Raw genomic sequence first — 16,568 nt, 5'->3', positions numbered from 1 at the left:
TGTTATCCTTATCCCGAAAAGCTGCGGCCCGCGCCAGCATATAAAGCCGGCGCGGGCCGCGCGCATAGACCTGTCAGTGTTGTTTAACGCGGACCCTGGAACATCAAGCCGCTGTCATTGAGGCCGAACTTGAACTTCTTGTTCATCTCGATGATCTCGGCGCCAGCCAGCAGCGCCGGGCCGTAGCCGTGGGCCGCTTTCACGCTGGTCGGGCGATACGAGTAGAACGCCGGATCGAACGCCATGCCGGTACCCACGCAGATGCCTTCGATCTGGCCGTTGGCCAGCACCTTGGACGCGGTGGCGTTCCAGGCCAGGTTGGCCATCGGGCCGTAGGCCTGCGCTTCGACGTAGCCGCGATTGACGGCGCGGGCGATGGCGTAGGTGTAGATCGCCGTGGCAGAGGTTTCCTGGTAGGTGTCCGGGCGGTCGATCAGCTGGTGCCAGAAGCCGTCGCGGGTCTGGTAGGTGGACAGGCCCTTGATGTGGGCGCGCAGCTGCTTGAGGATGGCGTCGCGCTGCTTGTGATTTTTCGGCAGCACTTCCAGCACTTCCACCATCGACATCACGGCCCAGCCGTTGGCGCGGGCCCAGTGCATTTCCGGATGGTCGGCCTGGCCTTCCACATAGCCGTGCATGTAGATGCCCAGCTGCGGGTTGAACATGCGCTTGGAGAATTGCAGCACCTGCTTGGCCGCGTCGTCGAACTGCTTGCTGTCGCCGTTGACGGCGCCCAGGTAGGCAATCGTCGGCACGCCCATGAACATGTCGTCGAGCCACACGGTGTTTTTCAGCGGACGGGCCTTGAAGCCGCCATTGCCATCCGGGCCGCCACGGGCGAAGGTGCCATCGGGCAGGCGGTACTCTTTCTTGGTGACGAAGTTGCCGCAGATGCCGATCATCTGGGTGTAATCGACCTTGGAGCCGCCCAGCTTGGCCTTGAGGAAGCTGTGGCACAGCGCGCCCGCGTCATCCAGTGCGTGCGGATTCAAAAAGCTCTTGTGCGGCGCGTGCGAATTTTTCAGGTCGGCCTGCACCACCGGGTTGTACAGCTTGGTCAGGTCGGCCAGCAGCTGGTGGCGCTTGATGGTGTAGTCGGTGTAGCGCGCATCGCCGGTGGCGGCGCCGGCTGCCAGCATGCCCAGGTACGTTACGCCCCACTCGTAGCTGGTCAGGCGGAAGTCGCCCGGTTTGAACACGGCGTCGGGATCGGCCGTGGTCAGATTGGCGATCGGCGTGCCGTCGGACTTGTGGATCAGCTCAGCGGGCGTGGTGCGTTCGAGGTAGGTGTACACGCGGTCGAGGACCGTCTTGACTTCTTCCGCGCTCATGGCCCGGTACGGCGTCGGATACTCGACCGTGAGCGCGTGCAGCATGGCGTCGGCCGGGGCCGGGCCCTTTTCCTGCGCGGCCGGGGCGTCTTGCGCCACCGCGTTGAAGACTACCGGGAACAAGCCTACGCTGATCGCGAGTGCGCGCGTCAGGCAGCGGCGCAGCTTCGAGGAATTCATCAAGTACGTCTCCTTCATTTGAGTTGTTTTGAACCGGCCGGATCACCGTGAGGGTCAGGTCGCAAATGGGAGTGTAACCGCGAGTAATCAGGCAAATGCGTCAAGCTGATGATTGTTACACACGGCAATTGATCAAAACGCGTGTCGAAGTCCGATCATGATGACGTTTTGGCGACCATTCGACGACGGCGTGCCGGCCTGCGAATCGCCCACCACCGCCACCGCATCGACGACAGTCACGCCGTCAGCCGCCAGGGTGGCGCCGCGCGCCCGCTGCAACGACTCCAGCACATAGACGGCGGTGCGCGGCGACAGCCAGTAAGCCTGCTGCAGCGCCAGCTGGCGATAGCTGGCGGCGTTGGCGATGCCATTGGCCGCATGGGTACGAGTGTAGTTGGCGGCCACGGCCAGCAGCCACGGGCTGGCCGTCTGCCACGTCGCAACCAGGCCGGCCGTGTTGAAGATGGCCGCCTCGCGGAAGCGCGAGCCGCCGTCGGGCCGGTACTGGACGTTGGTCAAGGTGCCGCCCACACTGACGGCGCCCAGCTGGCGACGGGCGCCGGCGGCCAGGTAGCGCACGCCGCCAGCCGACAGGTAGCCGGCATTGACAGGCGACCTGGCGAAGTTGCTCGACGCCGCCGGATCCCACGCCGTGCGCTGCGGACCGTTCTTGAGCAACTGGTAGCCGAGACCGACGCGCCAGGCGGGGCCGTCGTACTTGAGGACGGCACTGAACGCGCCGCCGCTGCCTTGATGTCCGGCCTGTTCGCCGCTGGCCGCCATCAGGCCCAGGCGCACGCCCGACCAGTCGGGCGACGTGTAGCCGATGGCATTGCTGTTGCGGATGATGATGCTCAGGCCGTCGATATCGCCGGCGGCCGCGCCAGCCGCGCCGGTGACTGCGCCCAACGGACCGAGCGGGCTCATGAAGGTGAAGTACGGCGCGTACTGGCGTCCGGCAATCACGGTGCCAAGGCGCTGGTCAGCGATGCCGACATAGGCCTGGCGATTGAACAGGCTGCCGGCCTGGGCCGAGCTGCCGTCGTCGAGGTTAAAGCCTGCCTCCAGTGTAAAGACCAGCGCCCTGCCGTCGCCCAGGTCTTCGCTGCCGCGCAGGCCGAAACGGCTGCCGTCCTTGTTACCGCTGCGCATGTAGCGGTTGGCGTGGCCCTGCTGGTTGGAGGTGTAGGCCAGCGCGGCATCGACGGCGCCGTACAGCGCGAGGTTCGATTCGGCGGCGCGTGCCGCGGATGCGCAGGCCAGGGCAGCAGCCACGGCGGCGGAAATAAGAAGTGCGGTTAGTTTCATTGCCTGGCTCACGGTAAATTCGCACCCAAATAAGTTCGGAATGCGAATTAAAATTCGTATAAAGGAGCAATGTTACCAAATGCTTGCGCGCAAGGGCTAGTGCCCTGCGCGCGCGTACTGCGATGCGTTCTGCGATGAGACTCAGCGGCCGCTGACTTCCTTCTTCATCCACTCGAGGAAGCCGGTGCGGTTACGCGAGCAGATGTGGATTTTGCCGGTGCCGCTAAAGCGCAGCACGATGCCTTCGCCGCTGGTCTGGCTGTTGATCATATTGCCGATCATGCCGCCGATGCCGCCACCGGTGCTGCCGGTGGTGACGCTGATTTCGTAGCGCAGCGTGCTGTCCCAGCACACCACGTGCGAGTTGTCGATGATGACATCCTTGCCCGGCACCACGTCGAGCTGAAACATCGAGCCGAAGCCCGACACCACCACTTGGCCGCGCCCGGTCGCCTCCATCACGAAAAAGCCGCCTGACTGCGCGAACAGCGCGTTGCCCAGGCTCTGGGTGCGGGTTTTCAGTTCCACGCCGTCGGATGCGGCCACAAAGGCGCCGTCGTTGAGGGTGTAACTGGCGGGGCCGATATCGACCACCTGCATGGCGCCGGGCAGCGTGGGCGAGAGCAGGCAGTCGCCGTCGCCGCGCACGGCTTCGATATGCTGCTGGAAGAATGATTCGCCATTGGCCATGCGCCGCATGATCGAGCCCATGATGCCGCCAGTCATGCGGCCCTTGAGGTCGAGATTGGTTTCCATCATGACCATTGCGTCCGATTCGCAATAGATTTTTTCGCCACGGCGCAGCGCCACGTGGAGGAAGGGATCGACGTCCCCGGTGACGGTAAAGGTAGGCATGGTAGTTGTTTTTAGAGGGTTAAGCGATCAGGCCGGCGCCCCGGGCGGCCTTGAGCCAGTCCGGGTACTCGGCCATCAGTAAATCGTACAGTTCGGCGTCGGTATATTCGTCGGGTGACGCGACCGAAAAATAGTTGGCGTTGTCCACCAGGCGGCCCGGCAATTCGTCGAGGCTTTCCAGGAACGGGAAATCGGAGTCGGCAAAACTCGAGAGCTTGCGGCTCTTCGATTTGCGTCCCTTGCCGATGCCCATGAATTGCCAGAAGATGGCCTCGTGGCTGGACCAGCGCACCTGGCGCTCGGCCAGGCCCTGGTCGGACGTGCCGCCATCGGTGACGAACATCACGTACACGGGTAACTCTGCACGCTGCGGCTTGCTGCGTTCGCCGCCGGCGCCGTCCGGGAAATAGAAGCGCCGCACGGCTTCGAGCGCGGCGCCGTAACGGGTGTCGCCTTCGAGCGGATGGCGGTTGATGGTGTCTTGCACGAAGCCGGCAAAGTTACCGATGCCCATGGGATCGACGTGGTGGACGTTGCGACCGAACAGGAACACGTCGATCTCGCCGTCGTCGTCGAACTTGCAGCCCAGCGCCAGGATGCGCTCGGCAAACTGCTGCACCAGGCCGCGCTTGTACAACATGCCCATCGAGCCGGAAATATCGAGCACCAGGCACACGCGGGCGCGGTGGCTTTGCAGCCCTACTTTTTGCAGCGAGACGCTGGCCGACTTGACCAGGCTGACCAGCTGCGGCGCCTGCTGTTGCAAGCGTTTTTCCAGGTCCACGCCGGTCTTGGCCGGCGCAGGTGCAGGTGCGGGTGCAGGTGCGGGCGTCTCATCGACCGCGCCGCCGAAATGGCGCACCAGCACGTCGAGGCCGCCATCGAAACCCTGTCCCGACGCCATGAAGCGCCACTCGCCGTTGCGGCGATAAATCTCGCCGACCATCAGCGCCCGTTCGGACGCAAAGTCGGCGCCGGTAAAGGCAAAGCGGACGAATTCATTGTCGCCGGCCAGCAGCCGCAAGTAGCCGGACTGCAATTGCGACATCACGCCGGGGCCGTCGATGCTGGCGGTGATCACCACCCGCTCGACTTTGGCAGGCAGGCGGGTAAGGTTAAAAGTAAATCGCTGGGCGCCGGCCAATCCGTTACCGATCAGCACCCCGCCACATGGCGTGGCGGGCTGATTAAAGAAAGTCATGTACGGCTCGCCGACCAGCTTGCCGCTGGCATCGAGCGCAAAGGTTGAGAGGTCAATCGTGGCCACATCGAGCGCCAGGCCCTGCGCCGAAAATTCGGCATGAAACACCCGGTCGGCGATGGCGGGCGCCAAGGTAACGCGTCCCCCTTTGGAAATCTGTTCCATGGCGCTCCTGCCGGATGGTATTTAAGCGTTGACGCCGAACGAACGTGCGAGGGGACCGAGGCCGCCCTTGAAACCCTGGCCGATGGCGCGGAATTTCCAGTCGCCGCCGTGGCGATACAGTTCGCCGAAGATCATCGCGGTTTCGGTGGAACCGTCTTCGGACAGGTCGTAGCGGGCCAGTTCGCTGCTATTGGCGGCGTTCAGGCAGCGGATGTAGGCTTTGCCGACCATGCCGAAATTCTGGCGGCGCGATTCGGCTTCGTGGATGGTGACGCAGAACGAGACGCGGTCGATATCGGCCGGAATCGCGGACAGGTCGATGTTGAGGGATTCGTCGTCGCCATCGCCCTGGCCGGTCTGGTTGTCGCCGGTGTGCACGACCGAACCGTCGGTGGATTTCAGGTTGTTGTAGAAGATGAAGTCGGAGTCGCCACGCACTTTGCCGTCGGTCTTGAGCAGGAAGGCGCTACCGTCGAGGTCGAATGCGGAGCCATCGGACGAGCGCGGATCCCAGCCCAGGCCGATCACGACCTTGGTCAGGCCGGGAGCTTCCTTGCTCAGATTAACGTTGCCGCCTTTTTGCAGACTAATAGCCATATTCGTTTCCTTTCAGTACAGATTGTAGGGACAGTCAGCTGTGAATATCAGCCATGAATAATAACAAACAGGTGACAAAACAGTCACCCTGCTGACAGTTTTCTAGATGCAACATTGTGCGTAATATACCTGAAGCACGCTGATTGTAAAGTCGCCGACTTAGTATCAACTTAGTCGTGCATTCCCGTGCGGCAGGCGTGACAGGCGAGCCGGTCATTACCTGATCAGCGCCAGCACTTCGCGGAAACGCGGATGATTGCACGTCTCCAGCCATTCGAACGCCACCATTTCCACGCTGGCGCAGGTAATGCCGGCGCCGGCCAACCGGGCCACGGCGGCTTGCCGGTTGCGCTCGCTGCGCGAGCCGATGGCGTCGATCACCACCGTCACATCCAGCCCCGCCGCCTGCAAGCCGAGCGCCGTTTGCAGCACGCACACATGGGCCTCGCTGCCAGCCACGATGGCATGGCGCCGCCCCGGCGGTAATGCCGCCACCAGCCCGTCGCGGCAGGCGTCGAAGTGGTGCTTGGTCAGCGTGGTGTGGCACAGCGCCTTGAGTTCGGGCAGGTTCGGGCCGAGCGCAGCGGGATTTTGCTCGGTGCCGATGACAGGCACGTCCAGCAACCGCGCGATCTGCGCCAACCGCAAAGCCTCGCGCACCATGGCGTCGCCATCGGCAATGCTGGGCAGCAGGCGCTGCTGGATGTCGACCAGGATCAGGACCGCGTCTTCGGTGGTGTGGGGCATGGGCGTTCCTGGCAGATAGTTTGAAATTTGGCGGCAAGCTCCGCCACTGTGGTTACACTATCCTATCTTTGTGGTTGCTGGAATCCATACATGAAAATACTGCATTTCGCCTGCCTGTACCTGCTAGCCCTCGCCCCCGGCCTCGCTGCCGCCGCCACGCCCGCGACCCCGATCGACCGCCAGGCAGTCGTGGCGCGCCATGATCCGCAGTTGCGCGCGATCGATCCGCAGGCGCCGCTTACCGTGGGTAACGGGCGCTTTGCGTTTACGGCCGATGTGACCGGGCTGCAAACGCTGCCCGACCTGTACCAGGCGCCAGGCATTGCGCTGGAGACACAGGCGCGCTGGTCGTGGCACGAGGACGCCAATCCGGCCGGCTACACGCTGGCCGACGCAAATGTCGATTACACGGCCCATGGCCGCACGGTGGGCTATCCGACCAACGCCAAGTCGCCTGCCGGCCAGTGGCTGCGTGAAAATCCGCACACGCAGCCGCTGCCGCGCATCGGCCTGGTACTGACCGGCAAGGACGCGCGCGCCATCACCAGCGCCGACATCACCGGCATCGACCAGCGCCTCGACCTGTGGCAAGGCCGCTTGCAGAGCAAGGTGACGCTGCTGGGCCAGCCCGTCAGCGTGCGCAGCGCCGTCGCGCCGGACAGCGATGCGCTGGCCCTGGCGATCAAGTCGCCGCTGCTGCAACGAGGCCGGCTGGCGGTGCGCATCGCCCTGCCCCTCGGTTACGCGCGCGCCAAAACCCACCACAATCCGCCACTCGATTTTACGCAACCCGATGCGCACCGCAGCACGGTGCTGGAACAGACCGACCGCAAGCTGGTGGTCGAACACCGGCGCGACAACGCCCGCTATGCGATGACCGTGGCCAGCAGCGCCAGGCTCATCATTACCCACCCTGCGCCGCACGTCCTGCAGATCGCCCCGGCCGACGGCCAGTCGCTGGACCTCACCATCGCCTTCGCCGAGAACGGCGTGGCGCAGGCGCCCGATGCGGCCAACGTGCTCGATGCCAGCACCCGCCACTGGCAGCGCTTCTGGCAGCAAGGCGCGGCCATCGACTTTGCCGGCAGCCTCGACCCGCGTGCGCCGGAACTGGAGCGCCGCGTGGTGCTGTCGCAATACCTGACCGCCGTGCAGATGGGCGATACCTTGCCGGCCTCGGAAAGCGGACTGACCACGTCCACCTGGTACGGCAAGCACCACACCGAAATGGTGTGGTGGCACACGGCCCACTTCGCGCTGTGGGGCCGCCCGGAGTTTACTGCCCGCACGCTGTCGTGGTACCAGCGCACCCTGCCGGCCGCACGCGCCGTGGCGCAGGAACGCGGCTTGAGCGGCGCACGCTGGATGAAGATGACCGGCCCCGGCGGGCGCGAAAGTCCCGGCGGCAATCCTCTGATTGTCTGGAACCAGCCCCACGCGATCCACCTGGCCGAACTGCTGTACCGCGCCGATCCCACCCCGGCCACGCTGGCGCGCTACCGCGAACTGGTGTTCGATACCGCCGAGGGCATGGCGTCCATGCTGCACTGGGAAGCATCCGGCCAGCGCTATCTGCTGGGCCCACCGTTATGGATCGCCCAGGAAATCTACGACCAGCGCACCAGCATGAATCCCGCCTACGAACTGAGCTACTGGGCCCGTGGCCTGGAAATCGCCCAGCAGTGGCGCGAACGCCTGGGCCTGGCGCGCGACGCCGGCTGGGAGCAAAAACGCACGCACCTGTCGCCACTACCGGTCAAGGACGGCAAATACGTGGCGCTGGAATCAAACCCGGACACCTGGGACAACGTGGACAGCCGCCACGACCACCCGTCGTTCCTGATGGCGCTGGGCCAGTTGCCCGGCGACGGCGTGGACCGCGACACCATGCGCCGCACCCTGCACGCGGTGCTGTCCACCTGGGACTGGAAAACCAAGATCTGGGGCTGGGACTACCCGATGATCGCCATGACGGCGGCGCGCCTGGGCGAAACGCAAGCGGCGGTGGACGTGCTGCTCAAGAAGGATGGCCCCAACAACCGCTACACGGGCGCCGGCCACAACACCAACACCAACCTGCCCGTCTACCTGCCCGGCAACGGCGCGCTGCTGGCGGCCGTCGCCCTGATGGCCGGCGGCTGGGATGGCGCACCGGCAGGGAATGCGCCGGGATTCCCGCGCGACGGCCAGTGGGTGATCAAGGCCGAGGGGTTTCAGCGCTTGCCCTGATGGAGCAATTCACCGACCCGCTGCGCCAGGCTGTCGGCGGTGAACGGCTTGGTCAGTATCTGCATGCCGTGGTCGAGGTCGCCATGGTTGAGCACCGTGTACTCGGCGTAGCCGGTGATGAACAGGATCGCCAGGCCGGGGCGCTGGACGCGGATGGCGTCGGCCAATTGGCGGCCGTTCATGCCGTTGGGCATACCGACATCGGTGACCAGCGCATCGATATCGGGGTGCTTGGCAAACACCCGCAGGGCCGAGGGGCCATCGTCGGCCTCCAGCACTTCGTAGCCGAGGTCAGCCAAGACTTCGACCGCCACGCCGCGCACCAGTGGTTCGTCATCGACCAGCAGGATTTTCCTGCGCCCAGAGGCGGCCGGCAATGAAAGCGATTCGACGGCGGTCTCGTGCGATTGGGCATGGCCCGCGTGGCGTGGCAGGTACAGGCACACCTCGGTGCCTTCGCCCGGCGCCGAATAGATGCGCACCGCGCCGCCGGACTGGCCGGCGAAGCCATACACCATCGACAAGCCCAGGCCGGTGCCCTGCCCCATCGGCTTGGTGGTAAAAAATGGCTCGAAGGCGCGGGCGATGACGTCGGCAGTCATGCCCACGCCGTTGTCGCCGACGCTCAGGGCCACGTAATCGCCAGCGGCCAGGCCGCGCTTGGCGGCTGCGGCCTCATCCAGTTGCAAGTTGTCGGCGCGGATGGCGATGGTGCCGCCGCCGGGCATGGCGTCGCGCGCGTTGATGCACAGGTTCAACAGCGCATTTTCCAGCTGGCCCACGTCCACGAAGGTACACCAAAGATCGTCCGCAATGCCGGTCTCGAGCGCTATGCCGGGGCCCACGCTGCCGGAGATCAGGTCGCGCATGCCGGCCACCACGCGGGCCAGGCACGACGGCTTGGGGTCCAGCGTTTGCCGGCGCGAAAATGCCAGCAGGCGCTGGGTTAGCGCGGCGGCACGCTTCACTGCTGCCTGGGCGCCGGCCAGGTGACGCTCGACATCGGCAATGCGGCCTTGCGCCAGGCGGATTTTCAACAATTCCAGGCTGCCGCTGATGCCGGCCAGGATATTGTTGAAGTCATGCGCCAGGCCGCCCGTCAACTGGCCGACCGCGTCCATCTTCTGCGCCTGGCGCAAGGCGGCCTCGGCTTCCACCAGCGCCGCCGTGCGCTGCTCCACGCGCTGTTCCAGCGTGTCGGTCAGCGTGCGCAGTGCGGCGATGGCGCGATCGCGTTCGGCTTCGACGGCGCGGCGGCCCTCGATATCGATCAGCACGCCGGGGAATTTGCTGCCGGTGCCGTCCGGCGCCAGCTCCACCCGGCCATTTGCTTCCAGCCAGTAGTAATTGCCGTCCAGGCGGCGGGTGCGGTACTGGTGGGCATAGGCGCCGCCGCGCGCAATGGCGCCATTGATGGCGGCGGCCAGGCCGTCGCGGTCGTCGGGGTGCACGGTTTCCACCACTTCCGCCAGACTGAGGCCGGAGCGGCCTTTGGCCGGATCGAAGCCGAAGGCATTGGCAAAGCCCTCGTCCACGCTGAATTTATCGGACGGCAAATCCCAGAACCAGGTGCCGATGATGGCGCCGGCTGCCAGCGCCAGCTGTACACGCTGGACGTTTTCCGCCAGCGCGGTCTCGGTTTTCTTGCGCGCCGTGATGTCGCGAAACAGCACCGACACTTGCCGCATTTCTTTCGGCCCCACGCGCCGGGCCGATACTTCGATAAAGCGGCCAACGGCCTGGAACTCCTGCTCGAAGCGGGCCGGCTCCCCCGTCTCCAGCACTTTGCCGTAGAGGTCGAGCCAGATCTGGGCATTGCCGGGGTCGATATCGCGCAGGCGCTTGCCGACGATGTCGGCAATGCCAGTGTGGCGCTCATAACCGGAATTGGCTTCTATATGGATGTAGTCGCTCATCGGGCCATGCGGGCCGTCGATGAAGCGGATGATGCAAAAGCCGTCGTCGATCGCTTCGAACAGGGCCAGGCGCTGGGCCTGGTGGAGCGCCAGTTGCGCTTCGAGCGCGACGCGGCTTTGCGGGGTAGGATCCTGGTCCAAGCGCTAGTCTTTCAATTATCAGTGTTTTTAGGCAAGTGTACCATTGCCGCTCCCAGGTTCGGCCGCCTTGCGCCATACGTGCGCGAGTCAACGGAGCGAGCTGCCGCTAAGGGTTATGCTGAAATTTTGGCAAAGAGTACCGCCATGACCTACAACGACTACTTTCCCACCATCGAACGCCGTCATGACGGCCCCGTAGAAGTCGTCGATACCGGCCTCGACGTGGCTTCCAAGGAAGGCGTAGGACCGGCGCTGGAGTTCATGCTCACCCACGGCGTCGATCGCTTTACGGCGCTGCGGGTGCTGGCCGGTCCGGAGTTCCACCGGCCCAGTCCGTCTTCGCCCGACGAGGGGCAGGTCGTACCCGGTTTCTGATTTTCTGGCAAAGTAGAGGTCGCTCGCGTCGCCACCACCGTGTGTGGCAATGCGCCCGTATCAACTCATTCTGACCGGAGATCCCAGACAATGACCACCACCAGCTACCCCGATACCCGCCTTTTGATCGCCAACGAGTGGCAAGACGCCACCGGCGGCAAGACCCTTCCCGTCATCAATCCAGCCACCGGCCAGGCCATCGGCACCGTGGCGCATGCCAGCATCGCCGACCTCGACCGCGCACTGGAAGCCGCCCAGCGCGGTTTCGACGCCTGGCGCAAGGTACCGGCCTTCGAGCGCGCCGCCATCATGCGCAAGGCAGCGAGCCTGCTGCGCGAACGCGCCGACGAGATCGGCCGCCTGCTCACGCAGGAACAAGGCAAGCCGCTGGCCCAGGCCAAGGCCGAAGCCACCGCCGGCGCCGACATCATCGACTGGTTTGCCGCCGAAGGCATGCGCGTGTATGGCCGCATCGTCCCGGCGCGCAACCCGGCCGCCCAGCAACTGGTTTTGAAAGAGCCGGTCGGCCCGGTTGCGGCGTTCACGCCGTGGAACTTCCCGATCAACCAGATCGTGCGCAAGCTGGCCGCCTCGCTGGCCACCGGCTGCTCGTTCCTGTGCAAGGCGCCCGAGGAAACCCCGGCGTCGCCGGCCGCGCTGCTGCAATGCTTTGTCGATGCCGGCGTGCCGCCCGGTACCGTGGGGCTGGTATTCGGCGACCCGGCCGAGATTTCCGGCTACCTGATCCCGCACCCGGTGATCCGCAAGGTCACCTTCACCGGCTCCACCCCGGTGGGCAAGCAGCTGGCCGCGCTGGCCGGCGCCCACATGAAGCGCGTAACGATGGAACTGGGCGGCCATGCGCCGGTCATCATTGCCGAGGACGCCGACGTGGCGCTGGCCGTGGAAGCGGCCGGCGGCGCCAAGTTCCGCAATGCGGGCCAGGTGTGCGTATCGCCTACCCGCTTCCTGGTGCATAACAGCATCAAGGCCGAGTTTACCCGCGCCATGGTTGCGCATGCCGAAGGCCTGAAGCTCGGCAACGGCCTCGACGCCGGCACCACGCTGGGTCCGCTGGCCAACCCGCGCCGCGTGACCGCCATGACGCAACTGGTGGACGACGCCCGCGCCAAGGGCGCCAATGTGGCCACCGGCGGCCAGCGCGTGGGCACCGAAGGCAATTTCTTCGCGCCCACCATCCTGGCCGACGTGCCATTGAATGCCAGCGTGTTCAACGACGAGCCGTTCGGCCCGGTCGCAGCCATCCGTGGCTTCGACACGCTCGACGAGGCGATCGCCGAATCGAACCGCCTGCCGTTCGGCCTGGCCGGTTATGCATTCACCCGCTCGATCAAGAATGCCCACCAGCTGATGCACAACGTGGAAGTGGGCATGTTGTGGATTAACCAGCCGGCCACGCCCAGCGCCGAGATGCCGTTTGGCGGCGTCAAGGATTCGGGCTACGGTTCGGAAGGCGGCCCTGAAGCGCTCGAGGCTTACCTGAACACCAAGGCGGTGTCGATGGTCGGCGTGTAACGCTGTAACCGTGTAACCCCACTGGAGGATGGACGGCGGTCGTCGCCGGATGCGATACTGATCCGATGAACAACCTCTCCTCCTTCTCATGAGCCACGGCTTCCTGCTGCACATGGTGTTTTACCTGGTGGCGGCCGTGGTGCTGGTGCCGCTGGCCAAGCGTGCCGGCATGGGCGCCGTGCTCGGCTATCTTGCTGCCGGCGCCATCATCGGTCCCTGGGGCCTGTCCCTGATCGGCAACGTCGAGGACGTGCTCAGCATCTCCGAATTCGGCGTGGTGCTGATGCTGTTCCTGATCGGCCTCGAACTCGAACCCAGAAAACTGTGGTCGCTGCGCCGCCCCATCTTCGGCTGGGGCGGTTTGCAGGTGCTCACCGTCAGCGCCGCGCTGGCCGGCGTGGCGATTGCCTGCGGCATCGACTGGCATATCGCGCTGGTGGCCGGCCTGGCGCTCTCGCTCTCGTCCACCGCCATCGTGCTGGCCACGCTGGGCGAGCGCAAGCTATTGCCGAGCCCGGCCGGGTCGGCCAGCTTTTCCATCCTGCTGCTGCAGGACATTGCTGCCATCCCGATGATCGCGCTGGTGCCGCTGCTGGCCATGGCCGGCGTGGTCGCCGAGCACGACGAGCAGGGCTGGATGAAGGCCGTCAAGCTGCTGGCGGTGCTGCTCACCCTGATCGCGTGCGGGCGCTTCCTGGTCAATCCCGTGATGCGCTACCTGGCCCGCACCGGCCTGCGCGAACTGTTTACCGGCTTTGCGCTGCTGCTCATCATCGGTATTTGCCTGCTGATGGAATGGGTGGGCCTGTCGCTGGCGCTGGGCACGTTCACGGCCGGCGTGCTGCTGGCCGACTCCGAGTACCGTCACCAGCTGATCAGCGACCTGGAGCCGTTCAAGGGCTTGCTGCTGGGGCTGTTCTTCATGGCGGTGGGCATGTCGGCCGACTTCGGCCTGCTGCTGGCGCAGCCATGGCTGGTGCTGGGCCTCACCTGCGCACTGCTGCTGATCAAGGGCGGCATGTTGTACGGGCTGTCGTTCTGGTTCGACATTCCGCGCGGCCAGCGCCTGTTCTTTGCGATGCTGATGTCGCAGGGTGGCGAATTCGCCTTCGTCGTGTTCGGCACCGCGGTGGACGCCAAGGTGCTGCCGCCCGCCACGTCCGCCCTGCTGGTGCTCGTGGTCACGCTGTCGATGGTGGCCACCCCGCTGCTGCTCCTGTTGCACGACAGGCTGGTGGCGCCGCGCTTGCGCACGGCAAAGAAGAAACGCGAAGCGGACCAGATCGCGGTGGAAAACCCGGTGATCATTGCAGGCTTCGGCCGCTTCGGCCAGATCATCGGCCGCCTGCTGTCGGCCAACCGCATCGGCGTGACCGTGCTCGATCACGACCCCGACCAGATCGAACTGCTGCGCAAATTCGGCTACGAAGTCTTCTATGGCGACGCCACCCGCATCGACCTGCTGGAAGCGGCCGGCATCGGCAAGGCCAGCGCGCTGGTGATCGCCATCGATACCGTGGACGAGAGCCTGGAACTGGTCGATGCCGTGCGCGAACGCTACCCGGCCCTGACCATCCTGGCGCGCGCCCGCAACGTGTCGCACTACTACGCGCTGCTCGACCGTGGCGTGACGCTGATCGAGCGCGAAACTTTCGAGGCATCGCTGCAATTGGGCGGCAAGGTGCTGCAACAACTGGGCTTCAGCACCGAACGCGCGGAACAGGCCACCCGCATCTTCCGCAACCACAACCTGAAAACCCTGCTGGAAGTGTACCCGCACCAGCAAGACCAGGACGAAATGGTGTCGATCACCCGCAAGGGCCGCCTGGAACTCGAAGAAATGATGGCCGGCGACGCGGCGGCGTTCAGGGATGCGGAGCAGACGGGCACATTAAAAACAGACTGACGGCGAACCCCGCGCACGATTGCGAGGCATAGTCTTACACGACCATTGCACTGCCAAGTTTGCTGGTAGATTGTGAAACTACGATAACAAAACCCTCACAACCTCTCTCAACCCGGTGCCCCATGAAAACGTTTCATTGCGACAAATGTTCCCAGCAAGTGTTTTTCGAAAATACCCACTGCTCGAATTGCGACAGCATGCTCGGCTTCGAGCCCGCACTGCGCACCATCAACGCCTATGAAGCGGCCGATAACGGCCTCTGGAGCAGCCTGAATAAAAGGGATGCTGGCAAGCTGTACAAGCAGTGCGGCAACTACGTGGAGCATAACGTGTGCAATTGGATGATCCCGGCAGACGATCCGCACGAACTGTGCGAGTCTTGCCAGCTGACCGTGGTCATCCCCACGCTGTCGTCGGAAAAGAACCACATTCTCTGGTCGCGCCTGGAAACCGCCAAGCGCCGCCTGCTGTTTTCGCTGGCCGCGCTCAACCTGACGCCGGACTCGAAAGAAGATGCGCCGGACACCGGGCTGGCATTCCAGTTCCTGGAAGATGGCGCCACCCCCGACGAATGCGTGATGACGGGCCACGACGACGGCCTGATCACCTTGAACATTGCCGAAGCCGATCCGGCCGAGCGCGAACGCACGCGCGAGCAGATGCACGAGCGCTACCGCACGCTGCTCGGGCATTTCCGCCACGAGAGCGGCCATTATTATTTCGACCGGCTGGTGGTCGATACGCCGTGGATCGACAGCTTCCGCACGCTGTTCGGTGACGAACGCGCCGATTACAGCGAAGCGCTCAAGCGCCACTACGAGCATGGCCCGGTGGCCGACTGGGAAGAGCGTTTCGTCAGCAGCTATGCCAGTTCCCACCCGTGGGAAGACTGGGCCGAAACTTGGGCCCACTACCTGCACATGATCGACACGCTGGAAACGGCGCACTCGTGCGGCCTGTCGCTCAAGCCCGCCAAGGCCGACGAGCCGTCGCTCGATGGCGTCACCCTGCCCACCACGCGGGTGGAAACCTTCGACGACACCATCTCCGACTGGTTCGCGCTGACTTACGTGCTCAACAGTCTGAATCGCAGCATCGGCATGCCGGACTCGTATCCGTTCAAGCTCAGTACGCCGGTGCTGGAGAAGCTGACCTTCGTGCACAAGGTGGTCGCATCATACAAGCAGACCGGCATCCGCAACCTGCCGAAGCCCGCGCCTAAGCCGGCGGCTCCAGCAAGTCCACCGCCACCTGCATCAGCACCGGCGGCGACGCCGGTCCGAACTGGTTGAAGATCGCCACGTCGGCGGCGTCGTGTCCGTAAGCGAGCGTGACACGGCCGCCGCGCGCGGTGTCCTGGGTGGGGTCGAAGGTGTACCAGCGGCCGCCCACCCAGGCCTCGAACCAGGCATGCTGGTCCATCGGCACCAGGTCATGCAGATATCCCACCACCATGCGCGCCGGAATGCACAGGCTGCGGCACAGGGCAATGCCCAGGTGCGCGAGGTCGCGGCACACGCCTTCGCGCCGCAGGTTGACCTCGGTGGCGGTCATCTGGCCATACACGGTGGCTGGATCAAAGCGCACCTCGCGCCGGATCCAGTCGCTGATCGCGGCGACCTGGTCGTAACCGGGCGCCACATCGGCGACGATTTCGTTCGCCATGGTGGTGAACTGCTCGGATTCGCAATAGCGGCTCGATAGCAAAAAGGTCAGCACGCCGTCGGGCAGGTGCTGCACCGCGTCGAACGGCGCCCCGGGCGCCACGTCGATCTCGTCGGCGGTCATCACGTCGGCCGATGTCTCGATTGCAAATTCCCCGGCCGGCGCCACCACGCGCTGGCACAGGTTGCCATACATATCGGTAAACTCCACCACCGGCACGCTCGGCGTGAGCGTATAGGACTCGCGCGCCACCCATTGCTGGGCGCCGCTACGCGCGCGCAACATCAAAATGAACGGGGTGGGACCATCGAGAGTGAATTCGAGTTTGCAGGCAGTACGCAGCCACATGGGGAGTATCGCTTTCAGTAACAGAGTGCTACGCACCATAATGGTGCGTGCGGGATGTGTGTGCGGTG

Annotated in this window: 13 protein-coding genes; 5 read left to right on the top strand and 8 right to left on the bottom strand. The window is 64.7% G+C overall.

What is annotated here, in order from left to right:
- Positions 1-83: 83 nt before the first annotated feature.
- From SR858_RS08160 to SR858_RS08135, 6 genes are all read right to left on the bottom strand, one after another.
- The gene (locus SR858_RS08160) at positions 84-1,511 is read right to left on the bottom strand and encodes a glycoside hydrolase family 88/105 protein (protein WP_040377816.1); all 1,428 of its coding nucleotides are present in this window, start codon (positions 1,509-1,511) and stop codon (positions 84-86) included.
- Between the two features lie 132 nt (positions 1,512-1,643).
- Positions 1,644-2,819 (bottom strand): porin, encoded by a 1,176-nt coding sequence (locus SR858_RS08155; RefSeq protein ID WP_026637360.1) that lies wholly within the window; start codon positions 2,817-2,819, stop codon positions 1,644-1,646.
- 141 nt (positions 2,820-2,960) lie between these two features.
- A complete protein-coding gene (locus SR858_RS08150) occupies positions 2,961-3,674 on the bottom strand; it encodes a TIGR00266 family protein (protein ID WP_019922255.1) in 714 nt (237 codons plus the stop codon).
- 19 nt (positions 3,675-3,693) lie between these two features.
- On the bottom strand, positions 3,694-5,040 hold the full coding sequence (locus SR858_RS08145) for a VWA domain-containing protein (RefSeq protein ID WP_019922254.1): 1,347 nt from the start codon (positions 5,038-5,040) through the stop codon (positions 3,694-3,696).
- Positions 5,041-5,061: 21 nt separating this feature from the next.
- The gene (locus SR858_RS08140) at positions 5,062-5,637 is read right to left on the bottom strand and encodes a TerD family protein (RefSeq protein ID WP_019922253.1); all 576 of its coding nucleotides are present in this window, start codon (positions 5,635-5,637) and stop codon (positions 5,062-5,064) included.
- A 216-nt stretch (positions 5,638-5,853) separates the two neighbouring features.
- Positions 5,854-6,384: an isochorismatase family protein gene (locus SR858_RS08135; protein WP_019922252.1), complete on the bottom strand. Its 531-nt coding sequence runs from the start codon at positions 6,382-6,384 to the stop codon at positions 5,854-5,856.
- Positions 6,385-6,474: 90 nt separating this feature from the next.
- Here SR858_RS08135 and SR858_RS08130 point away from each other — a divergent pair, with 90 nt between their 5' ends.
- Positions 6,475-8,613 carry a glycoside hydrolase family 65 protein gene (locus tag SR858_RS08130; protein ID WP_019922251.1) on the top strand — a complete coding sequence of 713 codons (2,139 nt, stop codon included), beginning with the start codon at positions 6,475-6,477 and terminating at the stop codon, positions 8,611-8,613.
- On the opposite strand, the gene SR858_RS08125 is transcribed toward SR858_RS08130, so the two are convergent.
- Complete coding sequence (locus tag SR858_RS08125) at positions 8,598-10,670, bottom strand: hybrid sensor histidine kinase/response regulator (RefSeq protein ID WP_019922250.1); 2,073 nt, start codon at positions 10,668-10,670, stop codon at positions 8,598-8,600. The genes SR858_RS08130 and SR858_RS08125 overlap by 16 nt on opposite strands.
- A gap of 144 nt (positions 10,671-10,814) precedes the next feature.
- Between SR858_RS08125 and SR858_RS08120 the strand changes: the two genes are divergently transcribed.
- The 4 genes from SR858_RS08120 to SR858_RS08105 all read left to right on the top strand — a co-directional run bounded on the left by SR858_RS08120 (position 10,815) and on the right by SR858_RS08105 (position 15,779).
- A complete protein-coding gene (locus tag SR858_RS08120) occupies positions 10,815-11,045 on the top strand; it encodes a hypothetical protein (RefSeq protein ID WP_019922249.1) in 231 nt (76 codons plus the stop codon).
- Positions 11,046-11,135: 90 nt separating this feature from the next.
- Positions 11,136-12,581, top strand: a complete 1,446-nt coding sequence (locus SR858_RS08115) for an NAD-dependent succinate-semialdehyde dehydrogenase (protein WP_019922248.1) — start codon at positions 11,136-11,138, stop codon at positions 12,579-12,581.
- Between the two features lie 88 nt (positions 12,582-12,669).
- A complete protein-coding gene (kefC, locus tag SR858_RS08110) occupies positions 12,670-14,487 on the top strand; it encodes a glutathione-regulated potassium-efflux system protein KefC (protein WP_019922247.1) in 1,818 nt (605 codons plus the stop codon).
- Positions 14,488-14,609: 122 nt separating this feature from the next.
- Positions 14,610-15,779: a zinc-binding metallopeptidase family protein gene (locus SR858_RS08105; protein WP_040377815.1), complete on the top strand. Its 1,170-nt coding sequence runs from the start codon at positions 14,610-14,612 to the stop codon at positions 15,777-15,779.
- On the opposite strand, the gene SR858_RS08100 is transcribed toward SR858_RS08105, so the two are convergent.
- A complete protein-coding gene (locus tag SR858_RS08100; RefSeq protein ID WP_019922245.1) occupies positions 15,706-16,500 on the bottom strand; it encodes a transglutaminase-like domain-containing protein in 795 nt (264 codons plus the stop codon). The two genes, SR858_RS08105 and SR858_RS08100, sit on opposite strands and share 74 nt — an antisense overlap.
- Positions 16,501-16,568: the final 68 nt, after the last annotated feature.

Origin of the sequence: Duganella zoogloeoides (assembly GCF_034479515.1) — a bacterium.
Lineage (GTDB): Bacteria > Pseudomonadota > Gammaproteobacteria > Burkholderiales > Burkholderiaceae_D > Rugamonas > Rugamonas zoogloeoides.
The sequence above is the reverse complement of the archived record's forward strand: the minus strand, read 5'-3'. Positions and strand labels throughout refer to the sequence as shown.